This is a genomic window from Paludibacterium yongneupense DSM 18731, assembly GCF_000422925.1.
In the GTDB taxonomy this organism is placed as follows: Bacteria; Pseudomonadota; Gammaproteobacteria; order Burkholderiales; family Chromobacteriaceae; genus Paludibacterium; species Paludibacterium yongneupense.
Map to the genome: position 1 here is coordinate 1 of NZ_AUGZ01000008.1, position 26,365 is coordinate 26,365.

30 protein-coding genes, 1 tRNA gene and 1 pseudogene are annotated in these 26,365 nt (G+C 60.6%); 16 read left to right on the forward strand and 16 right to left on the reverse strand.

Annotation, left to right across the window (positions count from 1 at the left end; genetic code table 11):
• Positions 1 to 238: pseudogene (locus tag G520_RS24825) on the forward strand (hypothetical protein); the annotation flags it as partial.
• A gap of 382 nt (positions 239 to 620) precedes the next feature.
• Here G520_RS24825 and tnpC read toward each other — a convergent pair.
• From tnpC to rsmI, 11 genes are all read right to left on the reverse strand, one after another.
• Positions 621 to 2,168, reverse strand: coding sequence for an IS66 family transposase (tnpC, locus tag G520_RS0104440; protein WP_028534590.1), 1,548 nt, complete (start codon positions 2,166 to 2,168; stop codon positions 621 to 623).
• Positions 2,169 to 2,212: 44 nt separating this feature from the next.
• The gene (gene tnpB, locus G520_RS0104445; protein WP_028534591.1) at positions 2,213 to 2,557 is read right to left on the reverse strand and encodes an IS66 family insertion sequence element accessory protein TnpB; all 345 of its coding nucleotides are present in this window, start codon (positions 2,555 to 2,557) and stop codon (positions 2,213 to 2,215) included.
• Positions 2,554 to 2,919, reverse strand: coding sequence for an IS66-like element accessory protein TnpA (gene tnpA / locus G520_RS0104450; RefSeq protein ID WP_028534592.1), 366 nt, complete (start codon positions 2,917 to 2,919; stop codon positions 2,554 to 2,556). Before tnpA ends, tnpB begins: the two co-directional genes overlap by 4 nt.
• A 37-nt stretch (positions 2,920 to 2,956) precedes the next feature.
• Positions 2,957 to 3,145: an RES family NAD+ phosphorylase gene (locus tag G520_RS25800; RefSeq protein WP_211222764.1), complete on the reverse strand. Its 189-nt coding sequence runs from the start codon at positions 3,143 to 3,145 to the stop codon at positions 2,957 to 2,959.
• A gap of 143 nt (positions 3,146 to 3,288) precedes the next feature.
• Positions 3,289 to 4,508, reverse strand: a protein-coding gene (locus tag G520_RS24315) for an IS3 family transposase (RefSeq protein ID WP_211222765.1) whose coding sequence is annotated in 2 segments (ribosomal slippage) — positions 3,289 to 4,166 and positions 4,166 to 4,508 — 1,221 coding nt in all. Because the reading frame shifts where the segments join, the coding sequence is not laid out codon by codon here.
• A gap of 47 nt (positions 4,509 to 4,555) precedes the next feature.
• Positions 4,556 to 4,969 (reverse strand): hypothetical protein, encoded by a 414-nt coding sequence (locus G520_RS24830; protein ID WP_156876875.1) that lies wholly within the window; start codon positions 4,967 to 4,969, stop codon positions 4,556 to 4,558.
• A 7-nt stretch (positions 4,970 to 4,976) separates the two neighbouring features.
• On the reverse strand, positions 4,977 to 5,924 hold the full coding sequence (locus tag G520_RS0104470; RefSeq protein ID WP_248620849.1) for a sce7725 family protein: 948 nt from the start codon (positions 5,922 to 5,924) through the stop codon (positions 4,977 to 4,979).
• On the reverse strand, positions 5,924 to 6,817 hold the full coding sequence (locus tag G520_RS24320) for a sce7726 family protein (RefSeq protein WP_084637475.1): 894 nt from the start codon (positions 6,815 to 6,817) through the stop codon (positions 5,924 to 5,926). Before G520_RS24320 ends, G520_RS0104470 begins: the two co-directional genes overlap by 1 nt.
• A 232-nt stretch (positions 6,818 to 7,049) precedes the next feature.
• Positions 7,050 to 8,363, reverse strand: a complete 1,314-nt coding sequence (locus tag G520_RS0104475) for a tyrosine-type recombinase/integrase (protein ID WP_028534597.1) — start codon at positions 8,361 to 8,363, stop codon at positions 7,050 to 7,052.
• A 162-nt stretch (positions 8,364 to 8,525) separates the two neighbouring features.
• Positions 8,526 to 8,610 (reverse strand) — tRNA-Leu (locus G520_RS0104480).
• A 55-nt stretch (positions 8,611 to 8,665) separates the two neighbouring features.
• Positions 8,666 to 9,499 carry a 16S rRNA (cytidine(1402)-2'-O)-methyltransferase gene (gene rsmI / locus G520_RS0104485; RefSeq protein WP_036665374.1) on the reverse strand — a complete coding sequence of 278 codons (834 nt, stop codon included), beginning with the start codon at positions 9,497 to 9,499 and terminating at the stop codon, positions 8,666 to 8,668.
• Positions 9,500 to 9,544: 45 nt separating this feature from the next.
• Between rsmI and G520_RS0104490 the strand changes: the two genes are divergently transcribed.
• The 4 genes from G520_RS0104490 to G520_RS0104505 are packed head-to-tail and all read left to right on the forward strand — an operon-like array spanning position 9,545 to position 12,249.
• Positions 9,545 to 10,705, forward strand: a complete 1,161-nt coding sequence (locus tag G520_RS0104490) for a penicillin-binding protein activator (RefSeq protein WP_248620850.1) — start codon at positions 9,545 to 9,547, stop codon at positions 10,703 to 10,705.
• A 1-nt stretch (position 10,706) separates the two neighbouring features.
• Complete coding sequence (locus G520_RS0104495) at positions 10,707 to 11,042, forward strand: YraN family protein (protein WP_028534600.1); 336 nt, start codon at positions 10,707 to 10,709, stop codon at positions 11,040 to 11,042.
• A gap of 29 nt (positions 11,043 to 11,071) precedes the next feature.
• A complete protein-coding gene (locus tag G520_RS0104500) occupies positions 11,072 to 11,662 on the forward strand; it encodes a phosphoheptose isomerase (RefSeq protein WP_028534601.1) in 591 nt (196 codons plus the stop codon).
• Positions 11,662 to 12,249: a BON domain-containing protein gene (locus tag G520_RS0104505; RefSeq protein ID WP_028534602.1), complete on the forward strand. Its 588-nt coding sequence runs from the start codon at positions 11,662 to 11,664 to the stop codon at positions 12,247 to 12,249. The genes G520_RS0104500 and G520_RS0104505 overlap by 1 nt, the downstream gene beginning before the upstream one ends.
• A 54-nt stretch (positions 12,250 to 12,303) precedes the next feature.
• Here the strand turns inward: G520_RS0104505 and G520_RS0104510 are convergent, their stop codons facing one another.
• The 5 genes from G520_RS0104510 to G520_RS0104530 all read right to left on the reverse strand — a co-directional run bounded on the left by G520_RS0104510 (position 12,304) and on the right by G520_RS0104530 (position 16,830).
• Positions 12,304 to 12,894 (reverse strand): malonic semialdehyde reductase, encoded by a 591-nt coding sequence (locus G520_RS0104510; RefSeq protein ID WP_028534603.1) that lies wholly within the window; start codon positions 12,892 to 12,894, stop codon positions 12,304 to 12,306.
• A 91-nt stretch (positions 12,895 to 12,985) separates the two neighbouring features.
• Positions 12,986 to 14,185, reverse strand: a complete 1,200-nt coding sequence (locus G520_RS0104515) for an EAL domain-containing protein (protein WP_028534604.1) — start codon at positions 14,183 to 14,185, stop codon at positions 12,986 to 12,988.
• Positions 14,186 to 14,357: 172 nt separating this feature from the next.
• Positions 14,358 to 15,278, reverse strand: coding sequence for a Tim44 domain-containing protein (locus G520_RS0104520; protein WP_036665376.1), 921 nt, complete (start codon positions 15,276 to 15,278; stop codon positions 14,358 to 14,360).
• A 58-nt stretch (positions 15,279 to 15,336) separates the two neighbouring features.
• A complete protein-coding gene (tsaA, locus tag G520_RS0104525) occupies positions 15,337 to 16,059 on the reverse strand; it encodes a tRNA (N6-threonylcarbamoyladenosine(37)-N6)-methyltransferase TrmO (RefSeq protein WP_246542715.1) in 723 nt (240 codons plus the stop codon).
• Positions 16,060 to 16,080: 21 nt separating this feature from the next.
• A complete protein-coding gene (locus tag G520_RS0104530) occupies positions 16,081 to 16,830 on the reverse strand; it encodes a GNAT family N-acetyltransferase (protein WP_028534607.1) in 750 nt (249 codons plus the stop codon).
• Positions 16,831 to 17,027: 197 nt separating this feature from the next.
• Between G520_RS0104530 and mnmG the strand changes: the two genes are divergently transcribed.
• The 11 genes from mnmG (at position 17,028) to atpG (ending at position 26,336) form a co-directional block, all read left to right on the forward strand.
• A complete protein-coding gene (gene mnmG, locus G520_RS0104535; RefSeq protein ID WP_028534608.1) occupies positions 17,028 to 18,920 on the forward strand; it encodes a tRNA uridine-5-carboxymethylaminomethyl(34) synthesis enzyme MnmG in 1,893 nt (630 codons plus the stop codon).
• Complete coding sequence (gene rsmG, locus G520_RS0104540; protein WP_028534609.1) at positions 18,917 to 19,543, forward strand: 16S rRNA (guanine(527)-N(7))-methyltransferase RsmG; 627 nt, start codon at positions 18,917 to 18,919, stop codon at positions 19,541 to 19,543. The genes mnmG and rsmG overlap by 4 nt, the downstream gene beginning before the upstream one ends.
• Positions 19,540 to 20,331: a ParA family protein gene (locus G520_RS0104545; protein WP_028534610.1), complete on the forward strand. Its 792-nt coding sequence runs from the start codon at positions 19,540 to 19,542 to the stop codon at positions 20,329 to 20,331. The genes rsmG and G520_RS0104545 overlap by 4 nt, the downstream gene beginning before the upstream one ends.
• Before the next feature lies 1 nt (position 20,332).
• On the forward strand, positions 20,333 to 21,187 hold the full coding sequence (locus G520_RS0104550) for a ParB/RepB/Spo0J family partition protein (RefSeq protein ID WP_028534611.1): 855 nt from the start codon (positions 20,333 to 20,335) through the stop codon (positions 21,185 to 21,187).
• Positions 21,188 to 21,314: 127 nt separating this feature from the next.
• Positions 21,315 to 21,644 (forward strand): ATP synthase subunit I, encoded by a 330-nt coding sequence (locus G520_RS0104555; RefSeq protein WP_246542716.1) that lies wholly within the window; start codon positions 21,315 to 21,317, stop codon positions 21,642 to 21,644.
• Between the two features lie 2 nt (positions 21,645 to 21,646).
• Positions 21,647 to 22,453: a F0F1 ATP synthase subunit A gene (gene atpB / locus G520_RS0104560; RefSeq protein ID WP_028534613.1), complete on the forward strand. Its 807-nt coding sequence runs from the start codon at positions 21,647 to 21,649 to the stop codon at positions 22,451 to 22,453.
• A 63-nt stretch (positions 22,454 to 22,516) separates the two neighbouring features.
• Complete coding sequence (gene atpE, locus G520_RS0104565; RefSeq protein WP_028534614.1) at positions 22,517 to 22,804, forward strand: F0F1 ATP synthase subunit C; 288 nt, start codon at positions 22,517 to 22,519, stop codon at positions 22,802 to 22,804.
• A 50-nt stretch (positions 22,805 to 22,854) separates the two neighbouring features.
• Positions 22,855 to 23,325: a F0F1 ATP synthase subunit B gene (locus G520_RS0104570; RefSeq protein WP_028534615.1), complete on the forward strand. Its 471-nt coding sequence runs from the start codon at positions 22,855 to 22,857 to the stop codon at positions 23,323 to 23,325.
• A 6-nt stretch (positions 23,326 to 23,331) separates the two neighbouring features.
• Positions 23,332 to 23,868, forward strand: a complete 537-nt coding sequence (locus tag G520_RS0104575; protein WP_028534616.1) for a F0F1 ATP synthase subunit delta — start codon at positions 23,332 to 23,334, stop codon at positions 23,866 to 23,868.
• A gap of 8 nt (positions 23,869 to 23,876) precedes the next feature.
• On the forward strand, positions 23,877 to 25,421 hold the full coding sequence (atpA, locus tag G520_RS0104580; protein ID WP_028534617.1) for a F0F1 ATP synthase subunit alpha: 1,545 nt from the start codon (positions 23,877 to 23,879) through the stop codon (positions 25,419 to 25,421).
• Between the two features lie 45 nt (positions 25,422 to 25,466).
• Positions 25,467 to 26,336: a F0F1 ATP synthase subunit gamma gene (atpG, locus tag G520_RS0104585; protein ID WP_028534618.1), complete on the forward strand. Its 870-nt coding sequence runs from the start codon at positions 25,467 to 25,469 to the stop codon at positions 26,334 to 26,336.
• The last annotated feature ends 29 nt before the right edge of the window (positions 26,337 to 26,365 follow it).

The window sequence follows — 26,365 nt, forward strand, 5'->3', positions numbered from 1 at the left end:
CTGGTATTGCCACGCCCATCGTCACAGCGGCATCCAATTCGTGACCCCGGCTCAGCGGCACCAAGGGCTGGATAAAATCTTGCTGGCGAAGCGCCATCTGGTCTATCAAGCGGCTCGCACCGCACGGCCAGAACGCTGGCAAGGAGAGACACGAAATTGGGCCTGGAACGATGCGGTTCAGCTCAATCCGGATCGACCGATTACGCAGGAGAAAACCGATAATTTATTGGCTGCATAAATCGTAAAATTATCTCAACACCTTTGACAATCGCCGGAGCTTCGATATACAACTCCATTGTACCCACTTTTTTTGATGAACTCACACAAGTACTGACTCGGTATATAGTCGAGAGCAGCTCTACGTGGGAGGACTGGTCTGGTCAGCTCCTCCCCTAGTTTTTCAAGAAAAGGGATATCTGCCCTCATCTGTCCAATCGCACTGGCATCGGCAAGAACAAATGGTGAAACTAACCGTCGTGGATCACGGAGATCGACTGCAGTTAAAGGTTTTTCAATTATAAACTCTGCAACACATGCAATTTCACCCGTATGTGGTCTGATCGTAAGCACCCGGCCAAGACCGTCTTGCCGGGTGTTTTCATTTACGGCAGGGTGTCAGGTCAGGCTGCGGGCGGGGGCTGCAGGGATAGATTCCAGGGCAGCAGTTCGCAGACCCGATTGACGGGATAGTCGGCAATCTTGCTCAAGACGGCCTTTAGCCAGGCTTCCGGATTGTGCCCATTCAATTTGGCGGTGCCAATCAGGCTGTAGATCGCAGCGGCGCGTTCGCCGCCCGCATCAGAGCCGAGGAACAGATAGTTCTTGCGGCCGAGCGCCACACCGCGTAGCGCTCGTTCGGCCGCATTGTTATCGATCTCCATGCGTCCGTCGTCCACGTAGCGCGTCAGCGCTTGCCATTGATTCAGCGCGTACTGAATGGCAGCAGATGCCGTGGATTTGCCCGATCGCTGATTCAGTTGCGCCTTCAGCCAATCATGCAAGATGGCCAGACGTGGTTGGCTGTGTTCTTGCCGTACCGCTCGGCGTCGTTCTGGCGGGCTGCCACGGATGGCGGTTTCGATGTCGTATAGCGCACCGATTTGTTCGAGTGCTTCACGGGTCAGGTCGGAGGCGCGACTGATGTGCAGATCGTGGAACTTCCGTCGCACATGCGCCCAGCACGCCACTTCTACAATGTCGCCATCCTTGTAGAGTTCGTTGAAGCCCGCATAGGCGTCGGCCTGCAGGATACCCTTGAAGTCCTTCAGGTGCGTTTGCGGGTGAATGCCCTGCCGGTCGGGCGAGTAGGCAAACCAAACGGCAGGAGGGGTGTCGTCGCCGGAGGGACGGTCGTCGCGAACGTAAGTCCATAGGCGTCCGGTCTTGGTTTTGCCCTTGCCTGGCGCCAGAACTGGCACCGTCGTATCGTCGGCATGCAATTTGTCGCCGCTGAGCACATGCTGGCGCAGGGCATCAGTCAGCGGGCGCAGCACGCGACTGCAGCCGCCGACCCAGTCCGCCAGCGTGGCGTCATCCAGTTCGACGCCTTCCCGTTGGTAAATCTGGCTCTGCCGATAGAGCGGCAAGTGGTCGCCAAACTTGCTCATCAGCACATGGGCCAGCAGGCCGGGACCGGCGAAGCTACGTGCAATGGGGCGAGAGGGGGCTGGGGCTTGGCCCATGCATTCGCAGCCACGGCAGGTGTATTTGGGCCGCACATGGCGCACGACCCGGAAGCTCGCCGGCACATACTCCAACACTTCCGCGACGTCTTCACCGATCTGGCGCCAGTCGCCGCCGCACGCCGGGCACACCGGCGCCTCGGGTTGATGGGTGAGCACCTCGCGCGGCAGGTGTGGCGGCAAGGGCTTCTTCACCGGAGGCCGTGTCGTTGCCGTGACCGGGGGCGCTGCGACGGACGGCGTTTCGGCCTCGTCGGCCTGCAGTTCTTCCAGCTCCAGCTGCAACTGCTCGATCTGGCGCACCAGCTTCTCGGAGCTGCGGCCGAACAGCATGCGGCGCAGCTTGGCGATCAGCAGGCTGAGGCGTTCAATTTCGTGCGAGCGGGAAGAAACCGCCTCTTGCAGTTGCTGGACCTGTGCCGACATGGACCGTACCAACGCCTTGAGGGCGTCGATGTCGTCGGGAAGTTTGGTGGCGGTCAGCATGTCGACATGCTGCCAGAGCGAAAGGCCGGAGCGAAACTGTCTGCTCAGACAGTCTCGGGCGCCCAACTGCGCCGGGGCTGGCGCCAGTCGATGCCCTCGAGCAGCATCGATAGCTGTGCCGTGGTCAGATAGACACTACCGGAATCGGCGGCGGGCCAGACGAAGCGCCCCTGCTCAAGACGCTTGGCGAGCAGGCACAGCCCATCGCCACTCCACCACAACAGCTTGACGCGGTCCCCGCGTCGCCCGCGGAACACGAACACATGGCCGGAGAACGGATTCTTCTCGAGCGTATCCTGGACGATGCTGGCCAGCCCGTCGAAACCACGACGCATGTCGGTGTGGCCGGCGATCAACCAGACCCGGGTACCGGCCGGCAGGCTAATCATGGCGCAAGCTCCCGCAACAGTAAACGCAAGGTATCCGGGTCCGGTCGCCCTTGGATGCGTAGCCGGCCCTTCGGCAAGAACAGTTCGATCTCGCTGGATACGACCGCGGCAGAAACCGGTGCGTCATCGCGGATCTGCACGGGCAACACTATCGGCGATGCAAGCTGAGGCAAGGGAAGCAGCTTGCCGGTCTTGTACTGGTGGCGCCAGTTGAACAGCACATTGGCGTTGAGGTCATGCTGGCGAGCCAGCATCGCCACGGAGACGCCAGGCTGCAGGGAGGCCTCGACCAGGCGCAGCTTGAAATCGAGTGGGAAGTTCGGCCGACGGCGGGGCTTCTTCCTTGGCGGAGAGGTATCCAAAAAATGATGTCCATTAAAAATTTGATGGACATCATTCTCACTGAATTATGGCGGAAATCCAGACGGTGCTGAGCGGGTGCTTACGTCTGATCTCTGCGATTGCAGTAGCTGGGTGAGAGCCTAAATAAAGATAAGGAATGCCAGTGGGATTCGCACGGCCATGAGTTGCTAACTGTTTTGGAGGGGCTCCCATCTTATCTATTGGGTAGGGGGCATCCTCTGTCATTATTCGAGCCCTGTACCAGAGTTCCGGTAAACTGTCGGCAATTAGGTGATCTAACAGCTCTTTGAGTCTGTCTGTATCAAGATCAACGTCCAGAAAATATCTGTTGTGGATTTGCCCCCGTATAACAGGACACCGATCAACGCTTAAGTTGATGAAGCCGCCAGGCGTCGAAACTCTCGTGGAGAGCGGTATTTCAACGCACTATGCGGGTGAAACTCGTTGTAGTGCTCAATGGCAATCGCCAGATTCCGGTAGGCCGTGTGGGCATCCGGTTTCGGCATATGGCCGACGTAGTCCCGCTTCAGCGTCTTGACCATGCTTTCCGCCATGCCGTTACTCTGCGGGCTGCAGACGGGCGTGGTTAACGGCTTGAGGCCGATTTCTCGCGCAAACAGCCGCGTGTCGGCGGCAATATAACTCGAACCATTGTCGCTCAGCCATTCCACCTCGGGCGAGATGCCCAACTGAATGCCGCGTTTCTCAACAGCTTCCAACATGACATCTCGAACCATGTCGCCCGTGTAGCCCCCGGTCGAGGCTGTCCAACTGATGATTTCACGGTCGCAGCAGTCCTCCGCAAACACGACACGCAGCTTTTCGCCGTTATCGCAGCGAAATTCGAAGCCGTCAGAGCACCAGCGGCGATTACTGTCGGCAACAGCAACCCTACCATCATGGCGCCGCGGGGTGCCTGGTTTCTTGATCCGCCGCTGAAGCAGCAGACCATGCTGGCGCATGACGCGATAAACGCGCTTCACGTTGACCGGCGGCAAGTGACCGGCCTCTCGCTGCCGGCGAATCACCCCCCAAGTCCGGCGGTAGCCGTAGCTGGGCAACGGAGAAATGGCAGCTCGGATCTCCTCGACCAACTCGCTATCATCGGATGGTCGACAAGAACGACCATCCCGCCAATCGACAGGACGCGACACACGGCGAATCACATTCGAACGCGCCAACCCAAGCGAAGCACAGACCGGTGCTACTGGTCTTCCCCCGGCAATAAGGGTGAGCGCGCAATCCACTTTTTTGCGCGGGCGATTTCCACGGCTTCTTTGAGGATTTCGTTCTCCATCGTCTTCTTGCCGAGGAGTCGCTGTAGTTCGCGTATTTGCTTGATGGCAGAAGCCAATTCAGAGGCGGGCACGACTTCTTCTCCCGCGGCAATCGCCGATAGGCTGCCTTCCTGATAAAGCTTGCGCCACTTGAACAGCTGATTGGGATTGAGCCCATGACGGCGGGCAACGAGGGAAACCGACTGGCCGGGCATGAAGCTCTCGGCAACGATGGCCTGCTTCTCTTCGATGCTCCAGCGGCGACGACGCTCGGGTCCGAGCACGTCTGTCTTGTTGTTGGTGTTAGTCATAAACATAGCCTTAAACCTATCCCTTATTCTAAGCGGGAATCGGTGTCCTATGTTTCAGGGGGCTCGTCCATGTTGTGATACATGAGCTCATCACGCAGGGTTTCCCAGCGAGCAAGCCCTTCACTCTGATATGTTTCTGATGGAGAAAATTTCTTACGAACAATTTCGCCATCATCAAGAATCTCACCCAGCAGTTCTTTTGCATGAGCGTTGTCCATGCTTTCATGCGAAAATATCCGCCAGTCATCCCTCATCCATTCAACGAGAGATTTTCCTGTTTCATCCTGCTCATATATTCCAATGAGCATTTCGAACACATCTGCAAGTTTTCTGGGTTCAATCAAATCAACATTTGATGATCCACAAAAGCTGCATTTACCATAATCTGGGTCAAGAGATGGAATAATACTATTTCGTAAACCTCGGTCACCAAAGCATTCAGGGCAACATAATGTAGACATGATCAAATCATACGAGGGAGAAAAAGTTTGCTAAAGTCTCGATATGATGCTTCATCGATAGTTTCTTGATATGACCGAGGCCAGGGAAATGCCTTTTTGCATGGAGCTCTCTAAACTCTTTGATTGCTTCCCCTTCAAATATTTTAGATGAGCCAGAGTCTAGTTTAGTTATTAGCTTGTCAAGGGCTTGGCTAAACTTACCTGCGGGGTCTGTTGGGGTATTATTGCTTGTCGAGACGAAGTGATAGATATACATCACGTCATCCTGATCAGGATCAATAAAAGTGAGGTGAATTGCTACCGCATAAGCAGGCCCGCCTCCCTCTCTAAAATCGTCGCCAACAATAAGAAAATCACCGAATCCATCCATGCCCTCATCTTCATATGTAATGTGAAGATCCGAGAATTTCTCAATGGACGGATAATCCGAGTTTTTCATTTTGTTGAAGCCGTCATAAAGGAGAACTCGTTGCGCCCCTTTAAAATGCTTTCGATAAGGTTTGCTACAATATTTTTCGAAAAAAATATGGCGCGTTTCAGCGAGTTTGTCGCCAATTGCCTCAGATAATAAACGCCCTTCAGTGAAGCCCGCATGCACGAAGGACGGGCTGTGCGTGGCGTGCTCTTCGTAACATTGGATGGCCTGACCCACTGTCATATCATCTGTCAATAGAATGCCAGCGGTAATGTTATCTTTCTCTAGGAAGCTATCATCTAGTAACTTTGATATGCCATTGCCGTTTCCTGCATGGTCGCCGTAAGCTGGATTGACAATTACAATCGCTTGACCATGCGCATCGCATATAGATTTTAGAGCGCGTTCAAGGCCATTCAGTGAGTCCTTCACCGGCTCGATAATCGGCACGAAACCAGATATGGTCAATAATTCTGCGGTTTCACGAATCGCAATTAACTCAAATTGCTTGCTCCGAAAGTATGGATGGTACATGTTCATTATGTCCAATTAAGCGCTTCATCTAAAGGCGTATTTATTGCCATAATTAACCGTTCATGGTCTGCTCGTCGTAGCTGAGTAGTGAGGACTGCTGGCTGCAATGACTTTGGCATTTTGTCAACGAGGCTACTAAGCGACACAAGTTTCCGTGTCTTTTTTAACGTTTGAACCATTTGTTGGTGTACATCTTCTGGCGCTAAGCGGGAAAAACACTCTCGCATCACACTATACAGCATAGTGTTCGGTACATCAGGTACATCAATTCCTAGGTTTCTAAGTATCATCGATGCTTCAGTAGATCTTAGAGACTCAAAGATCGTGACAGGACAGATAGAATTAATTTGCTCAGTTGCTTCGCGTTTAGTGCTAATTCGATTTCTGCATCCTAAACTCATTACACCAATATCACTCGATGTGCAGTTAATTATATCTTGCACATGTGACTCTGCAGCTATCACGTAAATTTTTGCAAATACTTTACGGTAGTTGAAAATCTGGTTTTCGAGCCGTGCTAATGAATCTCGCTCGGATTTTATTTCATATACTGTACTGGTGCCATTCAAGATGACTACGTCTGCTTTTGAATTGCCAACTCTAAATTCAGTTAGCATGCTAGCAGTGTTGAGTGAATGAATCCCCAGTAAAATTTTGTGGGTCAGGGCTGCACGATAGACATACTCGTCGCGCTTGCCAAGTTGGTTTAAATCAGCAAATGCCGCCTCAAAGGCTGCACTGACTGTTTGCATAGCTGTTTGTGCTTGGCGAGTCAGAAGTCCCGTGTCTACAAGCAACCGCGCGAACAAGGGCGAATTGCCTTTTTTCGCCATCTCTCGAAGCACGCTTGCCGAAAACAGGCGAGATAGTGCTGAAAGTTGGGTTGCATTAAGTGCCATATCTCTCCTAAGCCCTCATTTCAAAAACAAATATTAAAAGTAGGGCAACAATACGTTTAACTATACAGCATTTATGCCCGGACAGGCACTTTGAGGAGATCTTCCTGATTGGAACGGTGATGCTTTGGCCAGATACTTCACGCGCACACCAAAGGTTTGCCGTATAGGAAAACTTCATGATCTAAGGTGGTTGTGTAGTTGAGCATATCCCTTATCAAGAGCGTCTAGGCTCTCAACGCAATGGGCGAGCAAACTCAACCGCCTGAACATACTCCCCGCCCCGTTGCACATCCAAGAAATCCGCCCACCACTGCATCATCTGGCTGCGTTGGGTCAGGTACTCCGCCTTGTGGATGTACGCCGCCCGCACGCCGTTGCGTTCCTGATGGCTCATCTGCCGCTCGATGATGTCCTGCGCCCATAGCCCGGATTCGTTCAGTGCGCTGCAGGCCATCGCCCGGAAGCCGTGGCCACAGATGTCCTGTTCGGTGTCGTAGGCCATCAGCCGCAGGGCTTTGTTGATGGTGTTCTCCGACATCGGCTTGTTGGGGTTGTGGTCGCCGGCGAAGACGAACTCACCATGCCCAGTCATCAGTTTGATTTCCTCCAGCACGGCCATGGCCTGCCGCGGCAGTGGGACGACATGCGGCGTGCGCATTTTGGCGCCACGTTGTGAGTGCTTGATGCCGTCGATGGCTTCGCGCTCGGCAGGAATGGTCCAGGTGGCGCGTTTCCAGTCGATTTCGTTCCAGCGCATGAAGCGCAGTTCGCTAGAGCGGACGAAGGTCAGCAGGGTGAAACGTAGCGCTGCTTGGGTCAGTTTGCGACCATTGAATTGGTTGATGCGGCTGATCAGTTCGGGCAAGCGTGCCAGCGGCAGGGCCGGGCGGTGTTTTGCTTTTGCGACCGTCAGTGCGCCTTGCAAGTCAGCGGCCGGGTTGGACTCGATACGGCCGATCTGCACGGCATAGCGCATGATGGCGGTGATGTATTGCTGCAGACGGCTGGCGACGTCCAGGTGTCCACGTTCTTCGACGGGGCGCAGCGCCATCAGCAGGTCGCGAGTTTTCAGTTCGTTGACTGATCGTTTGCCTAGGGTAGGGAACAGCTCAACTTCAATGCGACGCAGGATTCTGGCCGCATGGTCGGCGGACCAGCGTGCGGCGGATCGGGTGTGCCATTCACGCGCCACAGCTTCAAAACAATTTTCGGCATCGAAGATCGCTTGTTGCTTTACCTGCTGTTTTGCCTGGTTGGGGTCGATGCCGTCCTTGATCTGCTTCCTGGCTTCATACGCCAGGTCACGGGCTTCGGTGAGCGAGACCTGAATCTTCTCAGTCTTGGCTTTGCCGTTTTCGTCGTACTGGGTGGGGCCGCAGTAAACGCCGATCGCCAGCAATTTTTCTTTGCCGTCGATGCGGTATTTCAGGCGCCAGTACTTGGAGCCGTTCGGGTTGATCAGCAGGAACAAGCCTTTTTCGTCGGCAAGCTTTCTCGGCTTGTCCGTAGGCCTGGCATTCTTGATGGCTAAGGCTGTCAGGGGCATTTGGGGGTAACTCCCTAATCGAACCGGGTATACCCCCAATTCTACCCCCAGGTACCCCCGGATTCCTATGGATTTGAGTGGACGACTCTGGAAACAAAAAACCCGCAGAGCTTTGTGCTGTGCGGGTTTTAGGTCGATATCGGATCACCTTGGACTTGGTGATGGTGCCCAGGGCCGGACTCGAACCGGCACACCTTGCGGCGGGGGATTTTGAGTCCCCTGCGTCTACCAATTTCGCCACCTGGGCCAAGTCAGAGGAGGGCAGTTTACCCAAAGCGCGGCGGCTTGTAAACGGGGACGGCTTATTCGCGTTCGGGTTTCAGGCTCAGCGCGAGGTCGTACAGCTTTTTCTTGTTGGCGCCGGTGATGCGGGCGGCCAACTGCGCGGCCTGGCGGGTCGGCAGTTCGGCGGCGAGGATCTCGAGCGTCTTGACCGCGTCCGGCGGCAGCGCCTCGTCGTCGTCGACGCGCGGGACGGCATCGATGATCAGCACGATCTCGCCGCGGCGCTGGTTGGCGTCGGAGCGGACCCACTCGAGCATCTCGCCGGCCGACTGCGCGCGCAGGGTCTCGAAAGTCTTGGTCAGCTCGCGGGCCAGCAATAGCGGGCGGTCGGCGCCGAGTTCGGCTACGATGTCGCTCAGGCTGTCCTCGATGCGGTGCGGGGCTTCGTAGCACACCACGCAGTAGGGGGCCGCGCTCCATTGCGCGAGCGTGCGCCGCCGCTCGCCGGACTTGGGCGGCAGAAAGCCGTGGAACAGAAACGACGGCGCGGTGAGCCCGCTCGCGGACAGCGCGGCGATCACGGCCGAGGGGCCGGGAATCGGGCAGACGCGCAGGCCGGCGGCGCGCACCGCCTGCGCGAGGCGCGCGCCGGGGTCGGACACGGCCGGCGTGCCGGCATCGGAGACTTGCACCACGATCTGGTCTTCCCTGAGCCAGTTGATCACCTGTTCGGCCATGCTGCGCTCGTTGTGTTCGCGCAGGCTGACCAGGCGGGTGGCGTGGATGCCGTAGGACTTCAGCAGCTGTCCGGTGACGCGCGTATCCTCGGCGCAGACCACATCGGCCACGCCGAAGGCGGCGAGTCCGCGCGCGGTGATGTCAGCCAGATTCCCAATGGGGGTGGCCAACACATATAATGTCCCGCGAGCAAAACTTTCTCGGGAAGATTCAATCAAGTGAGCAAACGACGTATGCAAAAACTGGCTCCGCTGGTGGTTGGCATCGTGTTGACATGGCTGGGCGCACATGCGGCCGCCCAGCAACCCGACTATATCATTCAACTCAACGCGGCGCCGCTGCAAAGCCTGAATGAGCCGCCGCTGCCGCGGCCGGCCGCGGCGGCGGCAGCAGCGGCGGTGACGTCCCTGCCTGCCAGCGCACCGCAGACGGTGCGGGCCGGGCATACGCCCGCGCATATCCGCATCGGTCTGTTGCTGCCGACCGAGTCGCGGACGCTGGGCGAGGCGGCCCAGGTGGTGCGCGCGGGCTTCGAGGCCGCGGCCGCCACCGAGCAGAATGCCGAGGTGGTGTTTGTCGACGAGCAGGAAAACAATGTCGCCGCGCGTTATCGCGAGGCGGTCGCCGGCGGCGTCAACGTGATGGTCGGTCCGCTCACGCGGCAGGGCATCGCCGCGGTGGCGCCTTTCGTCAAGGTGCCGACGCTGGTGCTCAATACGCTGGAGCCGGGGACGCCGGCCAGCCCGCGCTTGCTGAGCCTGTCGCTGTCGGTCGAGAGCGAGGGGCGCCAGATCGCGCGCCAGATGCATGAGGATGGTCGCATGGCCCCGCTGGTGGTCAGCGACGACGAGGCCTTGTCGCGCCGCTTGCAGCAGGCTTTCGCCGACGAATGGCGGCGCCTGGGCGGGCACGCGCCGGCTGCGCTTGTCTGGAACGGCGGCGCGCCGGCCGGGCTCGCGGCGGCGGTGGCGGCCAGCGATGGCGTGTTTGTGGCGCTGGAGCCGCATGCGGCCGCGGTGCTCAAGGCCGGCCTGTCGCCGGATCTGGCGGTGTACGCGACCTCGCAGCTCAATACGCGCTCCCCGGAGGCGGGGTTGGCCGGTATCCGCTTCATCGATATGCCGTGGTTTCTGATGCGCGAGCAGTCCGAGGTCAAGCGTTACCCGCGGCCGCAGAGCACGCTGACGTTGCAGACGGAGCGTCTGTACGCGCTGGGCATCGATGCCTACCGTCTGGCGGTGATGATGGCGCAACCGCGCTGGACCGCGTCCGGTCTGCGACTGAATGGCGTGACCGGCGACTTGAAGCTGGGCCGCGACCGCCAGTTCGAGCGCAATCTGCCGTTGTCCATCATGACGGCGGATGCGCCGGCGAAATGAGATGAATAGCGCCGGTCGCGCGGCGGAGGATCGCGCGCTGGTTTTTTTGCAACAACACGGACTACGGTTGGTCGAACGCAATTGGTGCTGCCGCGGCGGCGAGATCGATCTGGTCATGCGCGACGGGGCGGTCTGGGTGCTGGTCGAGGTTCGTCACCGCAGCGCCTCGCGTTTCGGCGGGGCGCTGGCCAGCATCACCCCGGCCAAGTGTCGCCGGCTGCGGCTGGCGGCGAACGCGTATTGCCAGGCTCGCGGCGTGACCGACAACTGCCGCTTCGACGCGGTGGTCAGCGACGGCGAGTCGGGGCCGGTCTGGCTCAAAAACATTCAGGTGTAGCAATATGCCGCATCACACAAGGAAGAATCATGGATCTCATCGATCGCGTTAACGGGCATTTTCTGGAAAGCATCGCCGCCAAACAGACCTCGATGGAGGCACTGTCGCCGGCCGTCGCGGCGGCGGCGGAGCGCATGGTCTCCTGCTTCATGAACGAAGGCAAGGTACTGGCCTGCGGCAACGGCGGTTCGGCCGCCGATGCGCAGCATTTTGCGGCCGAGATGGTCGGCCGTTTCGAAAAAGAGCGCCCGGGTCTGGCGGCGATCTCGATGGCGACCGACACCTCGGCCTTGACCGCGATCGGCAACGATTACGATTTCGACATGGTGTTTTCCAAGCAGGTGCGCGCGCTCGGCCATACCAACGATCTGTTGCTGGCGATTTCGACCTCGGGCAATTCGGCCAATGTGATCGAGGCGATCTATGCGGCGCACGAGCGCGGCATGGGCGTGATCGCGCTGACCGGCAAGGATGGCGGCAAGATCAGCGAGATTCTGTCGCCGGAAGATATTCTGCTCAATGTGCCGGTGATGCGGACCGCGCGTATCCAGGAGGTGCATATCCTGCTGATCCATGCGCTGTGCGACGCCATCGACTACATGCTGCTGGGAGGCGAGTGATGCGACGGGGCTGGCTTGCTCTGGGCTGCGCCGCGGTGCTGGCCTCGACCTTGTCCGGCTGCCTGTTCCCGCTGGTGGCGGGCGGTGCGGTCGGCGCGACGCTGGTCGCCAGCGACCGTCGTTCGACGGGGACCTATGTCAACGACCAGACGATAGAGTTGAAGGCGGGTAACCAGATCTCGACGCGTCTGCCGACGGCGCATGTGAATGTGACCAGTTTCAACCAGACCGTGCTGATGACCGGCGAGGTGCCTAGCGACGAGGCGCGGCGCGAGGCGGAAACCATCGTGCGTGCGCTGCCGAATGTGCGCCGGGTGCAGAATTACACCGTGGTGGATGTGGCATCGACCCTTGGTCAGCGCAATAACGACGCCTGGATCACGGCCAAGGTGCGCGGCCGCCTGCTGGACGGCAAGTATGCGTCGCAGGCGCTCAAGGTGGTGACCGAGCGCGGCGTGGTGTACCTGCTGGGTCTGGTCTCGCACACCGAGGGCGATGCCGCGACGACCGTGGTCAGCGAGACGTCGGGCGTGCTGAAAGTGGTGACGCTGTTCGAATATATTTCGGACGTCCCGTCCGCGCAGTAAGGCGCGGCGGCAAGGGACAGGAAGCGAGGCGACCGTGGTCGCCTCGCCGTGCCGTCACAGGACCTTGACGGCGGTGTCGAAGGGCAGGCGCGGGCCGCGCGGGTGGTTGCCCGAGGCGTCGCCGTAGCCGAGGTTGACGATGAAGTTGCTCTTCCATCCGCCATCCGGAAAGAATTCGGCATCGACGCGCGCGTTGTCGAAGCCGCTCATCGGGCCGGCATCCAGCCCGAGCATGCGGGCGGCGATGATCAGGTAGGCGCCTTGCAGCGTGCCGTTGCGCAGTGCGGTCAGGCTGGCCAGCTCGGCGTTGGCCTCGAACATCGGGCGGGCGTCGTAGGCGGGAAACTGAGTCGGCAGCTGGTCGTAAAAGCGGGTGTCGTGGGCGATGATCACGGTCAGCGGCGCGAGCCTCGTCTTGTCGACATTGCTGGGGCCCAGCGCCGGCAGCAGGCGCGCGCGCGCTTCGGCGCTGCGCAGCACCAGGTAGCGCCCGGGCTGGGCGTTCATCGAGGTCGGGCCCCATTTCAGCAAGTCGTACAGGCGTCGTACGGTTTCGTCGTTGACGGTGCGGTCGGTGAATTTGTTGAAGGTGCGTGCAGAAACAAAAATCTGTTCTTGCGCGGCCTGATCCAGTGATGCTGCCATTGTCGTCGTCCTTTCATTGGGCTCGTTCCACGGGAGCGAACCTGCAAGCCTTGCGGCACGATTCATTACGGTACTCGATGCTGCACCCTGTTTAACGGGTGACGGTCGGCGTCAGCATGTCGGCGCACAACACGTGCATGGCTTCGTTGATTTCGATGGCCATGGACAGGGTGACGCAACTGCGGGTGTCGGTCATCGACAGATAGGGATCGCTCATATACAGCACGCCCGGCTGATCGATGGCGTGTTGAAAATACGGCCGCCGCGACCAGACGGCGCCGGTGGTGTCGGCCAGCGGCGCAAAGCGCGGGCTGATCTTGCGCGCCTGGCGGGTGTTGAGGTTGCGTCCGATCTGGCGGCCTTCGCTGTCGAGCAGAAAACAGCGGATCACGTCGGGGATGGCCAGCATCGGTTTGGCGGCTTCGTCGAAGGCGGTGTTCTGCATCAGCGAGATCGCGCTTTGTACGAAAGACTGGCGGGCGAGTTCGAGCTGGCGGCGCGTGAGCTTGCGCTTGAGCAGGTCGCGCACCATCAGGTCGTCCCAGCGTGCGTCGATGCGCGGCGTAATCAGCGCATCGGAGTCGGGTTTGAGCGCGGGGCGGGCGACGTAATAGCCCTGTACCAGATCGCACCCCGATTCCAGGGCCAGCAGCACGTCCTGTTCGGTTTCCACCCCTTCCTGCACTACCATGGCCCCGGTTTCATGCATCAGGTGCACCAGCCGCTGCAGCAGGTCGCGCATGCGCGGCTGGGTGGCGGCGCCGCGCAACAGGTGGCGGTCGAATTTGACCATGTCGGGCATCAGCTCGCACACCCGGTCAAAGTTGGAGTGGCCGACGCCGAAGTCGTCGATGGCGAGCGAGAAGCCCTGCGTTTTCAGATGCCGGATGCCGGATACGAGTCTGTCGTCCAGTTCCAGGACATGTTCGAGGACTTCGAGCACCACGCTGCTCGGTTCCACCCCGCTGGAGGTGATGATGTCGGCGAGTTCGGCCGTGCGCTCGGGTTCGGTCAGCGAGGCGGCGTCGATATTGAGGAACAGCCAGCGCGGTTCGTGCTCCTGCGTCGCGAAGCGCGCGGTATGGGCGGCACAGACCACCATGTCCATATGGTGGCGCTGCTCGGCTGTCGACATGCGCAGAAACGCATCTTCGGGTTCCAATGGCTGGCCATCGACGCTGGCTCTGAGCAAGGCTTCGACGCCGACCGTGCGCCGGTGCGCGAGGCTGTAGACAGGCTGGAAATGACTACCGAGCACCATCCCGGCATACGTTGGCGATGCAAGCGTCATTGATGAATCCTTGGAGAATATGGCGTAAATAGGGGAGTATTACCCCGTACCGCAGTGCAAGCAATAGGCATTCCAGTTTAGTTCAAGCGGGACAGCTAGCCGACTTCAATATGCAAAAAGCCCGGTCAGGCCGCGAGTGCGGCGTAACCGGGCCGGGTCGTTCCAGGCGGGATCAGTCTTGCTGGATGCCGGCGACCAGCCATTTGGTGCCGGCCGGATCCTTCACGTAGTGCCAGGTCTCGTTGAACGGAACCGGGGACGCGTTGACCGACTCGCTGACTTGCCCGCTGAAGCGGACGCTGGCGATATAGCGCCCGGCTTCGGCCGCCGAATCGATCAGCCTGCAATCGAGGTTCTGGAAGTCGGCCACGTCGCCGTTGCCGGCGATGGTGCCGCGCAGTTCGTCGAACAGCTCGGGCGTCATGTAACGGCGGACTTCTTCGACGCTGTCAGGCGTGTTGAGGCTCTGCAGGTGCAGGAAGGTCGCCTTGGCCTGGCGCAGGAAATACGGCGTTTCGGTGCCGTCCGGCAGGCGCGAGACCGGTGCTTCGGCCGTCGCGAAACCGCCTGCGGCCGGGAAGCCGGAGCCTATCTTGGGGATGGGTTCGAAGCGGTTCTGGCCGGCGGCCGGCGATTGCAGCGGCTGCGTGCGCGGGTCTTCAGGGGTGCCCGCACGGCGGCGGAACCACATCAAGCCGACTGCCAGCAGGGCGACCAGACCGGCGATCAGGCCCCAGGGTATGCTGCGCTCGGGTTCCTGTACCGGAGCGGCCACCGGTTGCGAGGCATTGGCCGGCGCCGGCGCGGCGTTGGCCTGGTTGCCGTGCGAGGAGCCTATCATGTAGCCGACGGCGGCGCCTGCAGCACCGGCCGCAACGGCGGTGCCGATGCCGGGGCCGCGACGCGGGGCGGCTTGTGCGGGGGCCGGTGCCGGCGCCGCCGGCGCGGCCGGAGCCGGAGTATAGGTCTGGGTCGGCGCAACGCGGCGCATGCCGGCACTACGTCCGCCGCCAAGGCGTGCGGCCTCGGCCAGGGGGGCTGCCAGCACCGAAACCATGGTGAAGGCGAGCAAAATCGTCTTCGCGCGAATCATAAGGGGGTTTTCTCCATTGAGAGGTCAGAATGCCACGGTGTGACTACTGGCCTGCCTGTTAGTTCAGGCCGATTTCTGTTATTTCAAGTATTTCCGCGCATTCGTCTGCAATGCGAAACCGAATGTTGTAATTCCACAGCGCGATTCCATATTCGCGTGCCGGATCGTCCTGGTAGGCCGGACGCGGGTCCTGCGCGAGCATCTGTTCGATCAGCGGCTGCAGCTCGGACGGCGGCGAGGCCAGGGCCACGCATTGTCGGCGCGCGGCTTCGCTCCAGCGCGTCGCCAGCGTGGGCGGCGGTCCGTCGACGAATCCGCCGCGCGCGTCGGGGCGCGATTCGACAAACGGAATATAGGGCTTGATATCGAGCACCGGGGTGCCGTCGAGCAGATCGGCGCCGCCGAGGATCAGGCTGAGCCCGTGTTCGCGCTCTATGCCTATCAGTTCGACCAGCGACAGGCCGAGCGGGTTCGGACGGTGGGATGAGCGGCTGGCGAACACCCCGACGCGCGTATTGCCGCCGAGACGGGGCGGGCGCACGAGCGCGCTCCAGCCGCGGGCGGCGGTCTCGTGAAAGACGAAGCTGATCCAGACATGCGAAAACGCGTCGAGGCCGCGCACGCAATCCGGGTGGTCGTAGGGCGGCAGCAGTTGCAGGCGCAGGCGTGCCGCCGGCGCCAGCGCCGGCTGGCGCGGGATGCCGAATTTTTCCCGGAACGGGGAGTGGATGATGCCGATGGTGTCGAAAGAATGGCGCATGGCGATATTGTATACCGCCATGCGGGCCGGCCGGGTGTCGCGTCAGGCGACAAAATGCCGGTTGTAGCGGCCGTTGAGGCGCGACATCGGCAGCAGCATGAAAAAATCGGCGCAATTGAAATCGGGGTCCCAGGCCGGCTCGCCGCAGACGTAGGCGCCGGCGCGCAGATAGCCCTTGATCAGCGGCGGCATCGGGGCCGGGGCCGCATCGTCCTGGATGCGATCCAGCGGCAGCGGCAGATGCGGGAAGACGCGCCAGTCGGTCGGCGACAGATGGCTGGTTTCGAGCTGGCGGTACAGGCTGACGGCCTGGTGGCCGCCGTCGGCGAGGCTGACGCTCGCGCAGCCGGCCAGGTATTCGCCGCCATGCTGGTTGACGTAATCGGCGAGTCCCGACCACAGCAGGGCGATCACGGCGCCGCTGCGATATTTCTTGTGCACGCAGGAACGACCGACTTCGATCAGGCTGTCGCGCAGGTGGCCGAGGCGGGCGATATCGAATTCATGCTCCGAGTACAGGCTGGGCGCGCGGCGCGCGGCGGCCGGGGACAGCATGCGGTAGGTGCCGACCACGCGGCCGGTGCTGCGGTCTTCCACGATAAGGTGATCGCACAGCTCGTCGTACTCGTCGCGGTCTATGCCCTGCGCGGCCGAGGCGAGCTGGGCGCCCATTTCGCCGGCAAAGACCTCGAAGCGCAGCTTTTGCGCGCGCTGTACGTCTTGTGCCGTTTCGGCGACACGGACCGTGAGCCGCTGTTCGCGACGGGGGGCAATGCCTTCTGTGAGCTGCATGATCTATCCTCCGGCGTAATTTGTGACCAAATGTTAACGGCGGGGCTTGAAGGTTCTATGTCCGCAGCGTGACTTTGTCGTGACGCGGCGATGACGGCGTGGTTACGGTGCGATGGTTTGTAAATCAACGACTTACAAAAATTGTCGTTTTGGCGTAAAATAAGCTGTTTTTTTGCTGCGATTTTTCAGGCCAGACCATGATTTATCCGACTCGCTTTGACGTGATAGTGGTGGGCGGCGGCCACGCCGGTACCGAAGCGGCCCTGGCGGCTGCGCGCATGGGGCGTTCCACCCTGCTTCTTACGCATAACATCGAAACGCTGGGGCAGATGTCGTGCAATCCGTCGATAGGCGGCATCGGCAAAGGTCATCTGGTGCGCGAGGTCGATGCGCTCGGCGGCGCGATGGCGCTGGCCACCGATATCGGCGGCATCCAGTTTCGCACGCTCAATGCGTCCAAGGGACCGGCGGTGCGCGCGACGCGCGCCCAGGCCGATCGCGTGCGTTATAAGGCCGCCATCCGTCATATGCTGGAAAATCAAGAAAACCTGATGCTGTTCCAGCAGCCGGTTGACGATCTGCTGGTCGAAGGCGATCGCGTCGTCGGTGCGGTCACGGCCATCGGCCTCAAGTTTTACGCTTCCAGCGTGGTGCTGACCGCCGGGACCTTTCTGTCGGGCAAGATCCACGTCGGTCTGGAGAACTACAGCGGCGGGCGTGCCGGCGACCAGGCCGCCTCGTCGCTCGGCGCGCGTCTGCGCGAGCTGGATTTGCCGGCCGGCCGTCTCAAGACCGGGACGCCGCCCCGCATCGACGGTCGCAGCATCGACTTTTCGGTGATGGAAGCGCAGCCGGGCGATACGCCCGAGCCGGTGTTCTCGGTGCGCGGCTCACGCGAAATGCATCCGCGCCAGCTGCCGTGCTATGTCACTCACACCACGCTCGAAACGCACGCGATCATCCGTTCGGGCTTCGATCGCAGCCCGATGTTCACCGGCAAGATCGAGGGCGTCGGCCCGCGCTACTGCCCGTCCATCGAAGACAAGATCAATCGCTTCGCCGACAAGGACAGCCACCAGATCTTCCTGGAGCCGGAAGGGCTGGATACGCACGAGTATTACCCCAATGGCATTTCGACCAGTCTGCCTTTCGATATCCAGCTGGCGCTGGTGCGCAGCATTCCGGGCATGGAAAACGCCCACATTCTGCGCCCCGGCTATGCCATCGAGTACGATTTCTTCGATCCGCGCGGTCTGAAGTCGACGTTCGAAAGCAAGCATATCCGCGGTTTGTTCTTTGCCGGCCAGATCAACGGCACCACCGGTTACGAAGAAGCCGCCGCGCAGGGGCTGTTCGCCGGTCTGAATGCCGCACGCTATGCTTTCGAGGAAGAAGGCTGGTGTCCGCGTCGCGACCAGGCCTATCTCGGCGTGCTGGTCGACGATCTGATCACCAAGGGCGTCGCCGAGCCCTACCGCATGTTCACCAGCCGCGCCGAGTTCCGTCTGCAGCTGCGCGAGGATAACGCCGACCTGCGGCTGACCGAAGCCGGACGCGAGCTGGGGCTGGTCGGCGACGCGCAGTGGGATGCGTTTTGCCGCAAGCGCGATGCGGTGGAAGCCGAGAAGGCACGCCTGAAGGCGACCTGGCTGCATCCGTCCCGCGTCGATATGGCCGCGGTCGAGCGCCTGCTGGGCCGCGCGATCGAACGCGAGTACAGTCTGCACGATCTGCTCAAGCGCCCGGATGTCACTTATCCCGGCCTGATGGCGCTGGCCGAGGCCGGCGCCGGCGTCGATGACGCAGTGGTTGCCGAGCAGGTGGAAATTCAGGTCAAATACCAGGGCTATATCGACAGGCAGAATGACGAACTCGCGCGCCGCGACGATCTGGAGCAGGTCCGCCTGCCTGAGGATATCGACTACGCTCTCGTCTCCGGCCTGTCCAAGGAAGTACAGCAGAAACTTAATACGCACCGTCCGGAAACATTGGGTCAGGCGTCGCGCATCCAGGGCGTCACCCCGGCCGCCGTGGCGCTTTTGATGGTCCATCTGAAACGTGGCTTCACCGACGCCAAGAAAATTGCATGACTCATATCTCCGAATTGACCCACGGGCTCGCCGGGCTCGGGCTGGATCTCTCCGCCGCGCAGGTCGCCCTGCTGGATGGCTATCTGGCGCTGCTGGCCAAATGGAATCAAACCTATAATCTGACCGCCGTGCGCGACGAAGAGCGCATGGTCAGCTATCACTTGCTCGACAGCCTGAGCCTGGTGCCGCGGCTGGACGGCGGCGAGCGTCTGCTCGATGTCGGTTCGGGCGGCGGCATGCCCGGTATCCCGGCGGCCATCGCGCGTCCCGATCTGCAAGTGGCGGTGCTCGATTCCAATCACAAGAAAACGACGTTCCTGCGCCAGGCCGTGATCGAACTGGGCCTGTCCAATGTGGAGGTGGTCACCTCCCGCGTCGAGCTTTATCGACCGGATTTTCGTTTCGACCGCATTACCAGCCGCGCTTTTTCCGAATTGTCGGAGTTCGTGAAGCTGACGCGCCATCTGCTGGCCGAGGGTGGCCAGTTCCTGGCGATGAAGGGGGTCTACCCCTACGAGGAAATCGCCTCCTTGCCGGCCGACGTCCGCGTCGCGGCGGTCGAGACGCTCGTGGTGCCCGGTCTCGAGGCCGAACGGCATCTGGTGAGAGCGGTACTGCAATGACCACTCGCATCATCGCGGTAGCCAATCAGAAAGGCGGCGTCGGCAAGACCACCACCGTGGTCAATCTGGCCGCCAGCCTGGCCGAGCTCGGCCGCCGCGTGCTGATCGTCGATCTGGATCCGCAGGGCAATGCCACCATGGGCAGCGGCATCGCCAAGCAGAAGCTCGAACGGACCGTGTATCAGGTGCTGCTCGGCGACGCGACCGCCGCCGAGGTGCGCCAGCCTGCGCGCGAGGGCGGCTACGATGTGTTGCCCGCCAATCGCGATCTGGCCGGGGCCGAGCTCGAGCTGGTGCACGAACTCGCGCGCGAGCAGCGGCTGAAGACCGCCCTGTCCGAGGTGGCCGGCGCCTATGACTACATTCTCATCGACTGCCCGCCGTCGTTGAATCTGCTGACCCTGAACGGTCTGGTGGCGGCCGAGAGCGTGCTGATTCCGATGGTGTGCGAGTACTACGCGCTGGAAGGGCTGTCCGATCTGGTGACGACGCTGCGCAAGGTGCGCGCCGCCGTCAACCCGTCCATCGAGATCGTCGGCTTGTTGCGCACCATGTTCGATGCGCGCAGCAATCTGTCGCAGCAGGTGGCCGCGCAGCTGGCCCAGCATTTTCGCAATAAAGTGTTCGACACCGTCATTCCGCGCAATATCCGCCTGGCGGAGGCGCCGAGCCATGGCCTGCCCGGCCTGGCGTACGACCGTGGCGCGCGTGGCGCGCAAGCCTACCTGGCGCTGGCGCAGGAATTGCTGGCCCGTCTCGAAACCGCAACCGTAGCTGACACCCACTGACATGGCCAAACTCAAAGGACTCGGGCGCGGTCTCGACGCGCTGCTATCCGCCTCCGACGGAACGGACGACCGTCTGCAGACTCTGCCTCTCGACTCTATCCGCCCCGGCAAGTACCAGCCGCGCACCCGCATGGACGAGGCCTCGCTCGACGAACTGGCCGCCTCCATCCGCGCCCAGGGCATCATCCAGCCCGTGGTCGTGCGCGAGATCGGCCTCGGCGAGTACGAACTCATCGCCGGCGAGCGCCGCTGGCGCGCCGCGCGCCGCGCGGGCTTGAGCGAGATTCCCGCCGTCGTCCGCGTCGTGGCCGACGAGGCCGCGCTGGCGATGGCGCTGATCGAGAACATCCAGCGCCAGGAACTCGATCCGCTCGAGGAGGCGCAGGGCATCAAGCGTCTGATCGACGAATTCGGGCTCACGCATGAAGCCGCCGCCTCTGCGGTCGGCCGCTCGCGCAGCGCGGTATCCAATCTGCTGCGCCTGCTGGCCCTGCCGCAGGCCATCCAGCAGATGGTGCACGAGGGCCGGCTGGAGATGGGGCATGCGCGCGCCGTGCTGCCGCTGCCGGCCGGGCGTCAGCTCGCGCTGGCCGAAGAGGCGGCCGAGCAGGGCTGGTCGGTGCGCGAGGTCGAGCGGCGCGCTCAACTGGCGCCGGCGGAGCCGCCTGCGCCGCGCGCGGCCAAACGCGTCGACCCCGATGTGGCGCGGCTGGCGGAGACGCTCGCGCAACGGCTGGGCGCACGGGTCGGGATCGCCCATCGTCCGAACGGCAGCGGCCGGATCAGCATCGATTATTCGAGTCTGGATGAACTGGATGGCTTGCTGGAAAAATTCGAAGTAGAATCAGACAAATAACCAACATAATAGGCTATTGGCATAACGGGAGTTTGGTTGACTGAAATCAATGCGTCTGACTATAATCAAATGATTTGGCGGCGTCCCTATGGCTAAATCCCCGGTTGGGCGCATACTGCGTTTGCAAATGCAACTAATTCTGGGTGCGGTATTGTTGGGGGCAATACTGAGCAGGGGTTCCACGAGCGTTTGCGTGGCTATCCTGCTGGGCGGTTTCATTGCCTGGATCCCGGCGTTCGCGTATAGCCGGGTTGCTTTTGCCCACCGTCATGTTCCGCCTGGCCAGTTGCTGCTGGCTCATTTTAAGGCCGAAGCGGTCAAGATCGCATTGACCGCGCTGTTATTTGGTGCGGTTTTGATGTGTTTCAATGGTTTGTCGGTTGCCGGTTTGTTCGGGGGCTATATCGCTTCCGCTTCCGCATACTGGCTCGGGCTTCTTAACAAGATTGAGAAATAGCAATGGCAAGCAACGCCTCTGAATATATCAAGCACCATCTGACGCACTGGAATTCGTCCACCGGATTCTGGAGCCTCCACGTCGATACCTTCACTGTCTCCCTGATTCTCGGTTTTGTGTTCGTGGCCGTTTTCGCGACGGTTGCGCGGCGCGCTCGCGTCGAGAATCCGGGGCGCCTGCAATTGTTCGTCGAGATGATCTTCGACATGGTCGACAATCAGGTCAAGGAGACCTTCCACGGCAAGAGCAAAGTGCTCGCGCCGATGGCGTTGACGATTTTCTGCTGGATCTTCCTGATGAACGCGATGGACATGCTGCCGGTCGATTTTCTGCCGATGATCGCGCAGTGGATCGGCCACACGGCGTTCGGCGCCGATCCCGAGCATGTGTTCCTGCGCGTGGTGCCGTCGGCCGACGTGGATGCGACGTTCGCGATGTCGCTGTCGGTGCTGGTCTGCATCATCGGGTTTTCCATCACATCCAAGGGCCTCGGCGGCTGGGGCAAGGAGCTGCTGACCGCGCCCTTCCATGCCTCCGGTGCCGTCGGGACCGTTATTCTGGCTCCGGTCAACCTGTTGTTCCAGCTGGTGGAACTGGTGGCCAAGCCGATTTCGCTTTCTTTGCGGTTGTTCGGCAATATGTACGCCGGCGAGCTGATCTTCATCTTGATCGCCTTGCTGCCGTGGCAGGTGCAATGGATTCTGGGGGCGCCGTGGGCGATTTTCCACATCCTGATCATCACGCTGCAGGCTTTCGTGTTCATGATGCTGACCATCGTGTATATGAGCCTTGCCGCCGAGAATCATTAATTCAGTCGTAGTCGCGTTACTTTTTTTCTAACCGTCTTTTGTATGAAGTTTTAGGAGACATAAATGGAAGCATTCGTTTCTCAGATTCAGTCGATGACCGCTATCGCTGCAGCCCTGATCATTGGCCTTGGTGCACTGGGTGCCGCAATCGGCTTTGGGATCCTGGGGGGCAAATTCCTCGAGTCGTCGGCTCGTCAGCCCGAGATGATTCCAGTTCTGCAAACCAAGCTCTTCATTATCGCCGGTCTGCTCGACGCGATCGCCATGATCGGTGTGGGTATCGGCATGCTGTTCATCTTCAACAACCCGTTCCTGTCCGCTGCCCTGGCAGCTCTGAAAGCGGCTCACTAAGCTGTTGGCCGTAATGCGGTAGTTGCAGATAAAACAGGAGGGAAACAAACGTGGAATTCAACGTATCACTACTGGGGCAGGCGCTGACCTTTGCCATCCTGGTATGGTTCACCATGAAATTTGTTTGGCCTCCGCTTACCAATATGATGGACGAGCGTGCCAAGCGCATCGCCGACGGATTGTCGGCGGCCGAGCGTGGCCGTCAGGATCTGCAGGCTTCCGAAAAGCGCGTTGCCGACGAGCTGCGCAAAGCTCGGCAGCAGGCTGCGGAAATCGTCGCGGGGGCGGAAAAGCGTGCGAACCTGATCGTGGACGAGGCCCGCGTGGCCGCGGACTCGGAAGGCGCGCGCATCATCGCCGAAGCCAAGGGCCGGATCGATCTCGAAGTCCTGCGCGCCAAGGATGTCTTGCGCGAACAGGTTGCCATGCTGGCGGTGTCCGGCGCAGAGAAGATCCTGCGCAGGGAGATCGACCCTGCCGGGCACGCCGATCTGCTGGCCTCCATCAAAGCGGAGTTTTAACTATTCATGGCAGAACTCATTACCGTCGCCAGGCCCTACGCCGAAGCGGTATTCAGCCTGGCCACCGAAAAAGGGCAGCCGGATCGCTGGTCTGATGCGCTCGTTTGGTTGGCTGCCATGGTGAACAACCCCGACGTGGTCGAGCTGATCACCAGTCCCAAGCACACGGCTGAAGAAGTCGAGTCCTTGTTGCTGGACATGGTCGGCAGCCAGGTTGACGACGATGTCAAAAACTTCATCGTCCTCCTGGTCGAAAACCACCGTCTGTTGCTGTTGCCGGAGATCGCCAGCCAGTTCGAGCAGCTCGTGGCTCAGGCGGCCAACATCCTCGACGCCAAGGTGGAAACGGCTTTCGGGCTGAGCGATGAGCAAAAAGCCGAGCTGACCGCGACGCTTTCCAGGAAGTACGGCAAGACCGTGCGTCTTGATGTGCGCGAGAATCCTGACCTGATCGGCGGGGTGCGGGTGCTGGTCGGTGATGACGTCATCGATGCCTCCGTGCGCGGCAAACTGCAAGCCATGGCGGCAAGCCTCAAGAATTAGGAGAGAACATGCAGTTGAACCCCTCTGAAATCAGCGATCTGATCAAGGCCAAGATCCAGAATCTGGCTGAAGGCGCTGAAACCCGTACCAAGGGTACGGTGATTTCCGTGACCGACGGTATCGTTCGAATTCATGGTCTTGTCGATGTGATGCAGGGCGAAATGATCGAGTTTCCGGGCAATACCTTCGGGTTGGCCATGAACCTCGAGCGCGACTTTGTCGGCGCGGTCATTCTGGGCGAGTACGAACACATTTCCGAAGGCGACGAAGTGCATTGCACCGGGCGCATTCTGGAAGTGCCGGTCGGCCCGGAACTGATCGGTCGCATCGTCAACGCCCTGGGTCAGCCTATCGACGGCAAGGGCCCGATCGATGCGAAGCACAGCGCCCCGATCGAAAAGATCGCCCCGGGCGTGATCGCGCGTCAATCGGTGTCGCAGCCGATGCAAACCGGGCTGAAGTCGATCGACTCGATGGTGCCGATCGGCCGCGGTCAACGCGAACTGATCATTGGCGACCGCCAGACCGGCAAGACCGCCGTGGCCCTGGATGCGATCATCAACCAGAAGGGCACCGGCGTCGTCTGCATCTATGTGGCGATCGGCCAGAAGGCCTCTTCGGTCGGTAACGTGGTGCGCAAGCTCGAAGAGCACGGCGCGCTGGCCCACACCATCGTGGTGGCCGCGACCGCTTCCGAAGCCGCGGCGCTGCAATACATCGCCCCGTACTCGGGTTGCACGATGGGCGAATACTTCCGCGACATCGGCGAAGACGCTCTGATCATTTACGACGATCTGTCCAAGCAGGCTGTCGCCTATCGTCAGATTTCGCTGCTGCTGCGCCGTCCGCCGGGCCGCGAAGCCTACCCTGGCGACGTGTTCTATCTGCACTCCCGTCTGCTGGAACGGGCGGCCCGCATCAATGAGGTCGAAGTCGAACGTCTGACCGGCGGCGCCGTCAAGGGCAAGACCGGCAGTCTGACGGCCTTGCCGATTATCGAAACGCAGGCCGGCGACGTGTCCGCCTTCGTTCCGACCAACGTGATTTCGATCACCGACGGCCAGATCTTCCTGGAAACCGACTTGTTCAACGCGGGTATCCGTCCGGCCATCAACGCCGGTATTTCGGTATCGCGCGTCGGCGGTGCAGCCCAGACCAAGGTCATCAAGAAGCTCGGCGGCGGTATCCGTCTGGCTCTGGCGCAATACCGCGAACTGGCGGCGTTCTCGCAATTTGCCTCCGACCTCGACGAAGCGACGCGCAAGCAGTTGCTGCATGGTGAAGTCGTGACCGAACTGATGAAGCAGAAGCAGTTCGCGACGCTGTCGATCGCCGAAATGGCGTTGACGCTGTGGGCGGTCAACAAGGGCAGTTACGAAGACGTGCCGGTCAAGAAGGCGCTCGATTTCGAAGCAGGCTTCCTGTCGCATGTACGCACGAACCACGCGGACCTGCTGCAAGCCGTGAACGAGAGCGGCGAGCTGGGCGGCGAGCAGGAAAAAGTGCTTGTTGGCGCGATGGATGCGTTCAAGAGCGGCTTCAGCCTCAACTGAATCTTTTGACTCACTAAATCATCAGGCAAAAGAAAGGTTCAGGATATGGCTGTCGGGAAAGAGATACTGACCAAGATCCGAAGCGTGCAAAACACGCAGAAGATCACCCGCGCTATGCAGATGGTGTCGACGTCCAAGATGCGCAAGACGCAGGAGCGCATGCGCGCGGCGCGTCCGTACGCGGAAAAGGTACGTACCGTCATGTCGCACCTGGCTCACGCCAATGCGGCCGAGACGGCGCATCCGCTGCTGGTGCGGCGCGATGTGGTCAAGCGCGCCGGCATCATCCTCGTTTCGTCGGACAAGGGCTTGTGCGGGGGCCTGAACGCCAACGCGTTCAAGCGCTTCTACGCCAAGGTCAAGGAACTGAACGAGCAGGGCGTCGAAGTGGACGTGTGCTGCCTCGGCCAGAAGGCGGTGGCTGCCTGCCACCGCACGCGACTGAACATGGTCGCCAGTGCGGTGCAGCTGGGCGACCTGCCGGTGATGGAGCGCCTGATCGGGCCGTTGACGGTGTTGTTCAAGCAGTATGCGGCGGGCGAGATCGATGCCGTTTACCTCGTCTACAACCGCTTCGTGAATACGATGAAGCAGGAGCCGACGCTGGAACAACTGTTGCCGCTGCCGGCCGAGCACATGGTCGTCGAGCACAATCACGCCTGGGACTACATCTACGAGCCGGATCCGGCCTCGCTGCTGGAGTTCCTGGTGCGACGCTACATCGAGTCGGTGGTGTATCAAGCCGTCGCGGAAAACATGGCCGCCGAGCAAGCCGCCCGGATGGTCGCCATGAAGTCCGCCACCGACAACGCGGGTAATGCCATCAAACAGTTGCGCCTTGTGTACAACAAGTCGCGGCAGACGGCGATTACCACAGAGCTGACCGAAATTGTGGCCGGTGCCGCCGCGGTATGACCGCGTGCAGCCGGCACCCGTTTATTGAG

Bases quoted from the DNA above. Each gene is read 5' to 3' on its own strand.
- tnpC (WP_028534590.1), bottom strand. From the start codon at position 2,168: ATGCTGACCGCCACCAAACTTCCCGACGACATCGACGCCCTCAAGGCG.
- tnpB (WP_028534591.1), bottom strand. From the start codon at position 2,557: ATGATTAGCCTGCCGGCCGGTACCCGGGTCTGGTTGATCGCCGGCCAC.
- G520_RS25800 (WP_211222764.1), bottom strand. From the start codon at position 3,145: ATGACAGAGGATGCCCCCTACCCAATAGATAAGATGGGAGCCCCTCCA.
- G520_RS24830 (WP_156876875.1), bottom strand. From the start codon at position 4,969: ATGTCTACATTATGTTGCCCTGAATGCTTTGGTGACCGAGGTTTACGA.
- G520_RS0104470 (WP_248620849.1), bottom strand. From the start codon at position 5,924: ATGAACATGTACCATCCATACTTTCGGAGCAAGCAATTTGAGTTAATT.
- G520_RS24320 (WP_084637475.1), bottom strand. From the start codon at position 6,817: ATGGCACTTAATGCAACCCAACTTTCAGCACTATCTCGCCTGTTTTCG.
- G520_RS0104475 (WP_028534597.1), bottom strand. From the start codon at position 8,363: ATGCCCCTGACAGCCTTAGCCATCAAGAATGCCAGGCCTACGGACAAG.
- G520_RS0104495 (WP_028534600.1), top strand. From the start codon at position 10,707: ATGAATAGCGCCGGTCGCGCGGCGGAGGATCGCGCGCTGGTTTTTTTG.
- G520_RS0104500 (WP_028534601.1), top strand. From the start codon at position 11,072: ATGGATCTCATCGATCGCGTTAACGGGCATTTTCTGGAAAGCATCGCC.
- G520_RS0104505 (WP_028534602.1), top strand. From the start codon at position 11,662: ATGCGACGGGGCTGGCTTGCTCTGGGCTGCGCCGCGGTGCTGGCCTCG.
- G520_RS0104510 (WP_028534603.1), bottom strand. From the start codon at position 12,894: ATGGCAGCATCACTGGATCAGGCCGCGCAAGAACAGATTTTTGTTTCT.
- G520_RS0104515 (WP_028534604.1), bottom strand. From the start codon at position 14,185: ATGACGCTTGCATCGCCAACGTATGCCGGGATGGTGCTCGGTAGTCAT.
- G520_RS0104520 (WP_036665376.1), bottom strand. From the start codon at position 15,278: ATGATTCGCGCGAAGACGATTTTGCTCGCCTTCACCATGGTTTCGGTG.
- tsaA (WP_246542715.1), bottom strand. From the start codon at position 16,059: ATGGCGGTATACAATATCGCCATGCGCCATTCTTTCGACACCATCGGC.
- G520_RS0104530 (WP_028534607.1), bottom strand. From the start codon at position 16,830: ATGCAGCTCACAGAAGGCATTGCCCCCCGTCGCGAACAGCGGCTCACG.
- mnmG (WP_028534608.1), top strand. From the start codon at position 17,028: ATGATTTATCCGACTCGCTTTGACGTGATAGTGGTGGGCGGCGGCCAC.
- rsmG (WP_028534609.1), top strand. From the start codon at position 18,917: ATGACTCATATCTCCGAATTGACCCACGGGCTCGCCGGGCTCGGGCTG.
- G520_RS0104545 (WP_028534610.1), top strand. From the start codon at position 19,540: ATGACCACTCGCATCATCGCGGTAGCCAATCAGAAAGGCGGCGTCGGC.
- G520_RS0104550 (WP_028534611.1), top strand. From the start codon at position 20,333: ATGGCCAAACTCAAAGGACTCGGGCGCGGTCTCGACGCGCTGCTATCC.
- G520_RS0104555 (WP_246542716.1), top strand. From the start codon at position 21,315: ATGCAACTAATTCTGGGTGCGGTATTGTTGGGGGCAATACTGAGCAGG.
- atpB (WP_028534613.1), top strand. From the start codon at position 21,647: ATGGCAAGCAACGCCTCTGAATATATCAAGCACCATCTGACGCACTGG.
- atpE (WP_028534614.1), top strand. From the start codon at position 22,517: ATGGAAGCATTCGTTTCTCAGATTCAGTCGATGACCGCTATCGCTGCA.
- G520_RS0104575 (WP_028534616.1), top strand. From the start codon at position 23,332: ATGGCAGAACTCATTACCGTCGCCAGGCCCTACGCCGAAGCGGTATTC.
- atpA (WP_028534617.1), top strand. From the start codon at position 23,877: ATGCAGTTGAACCCCTCTGAAATCAGCGATCTGATCAAGGCCAAGATC.
- atpG (WP_028534618.1), top strand. From the start codon at position 25,467: ATGGCTGTCGGGAAAGAGATACTGACCAAGATCCGAAGCGTGCAAAAC.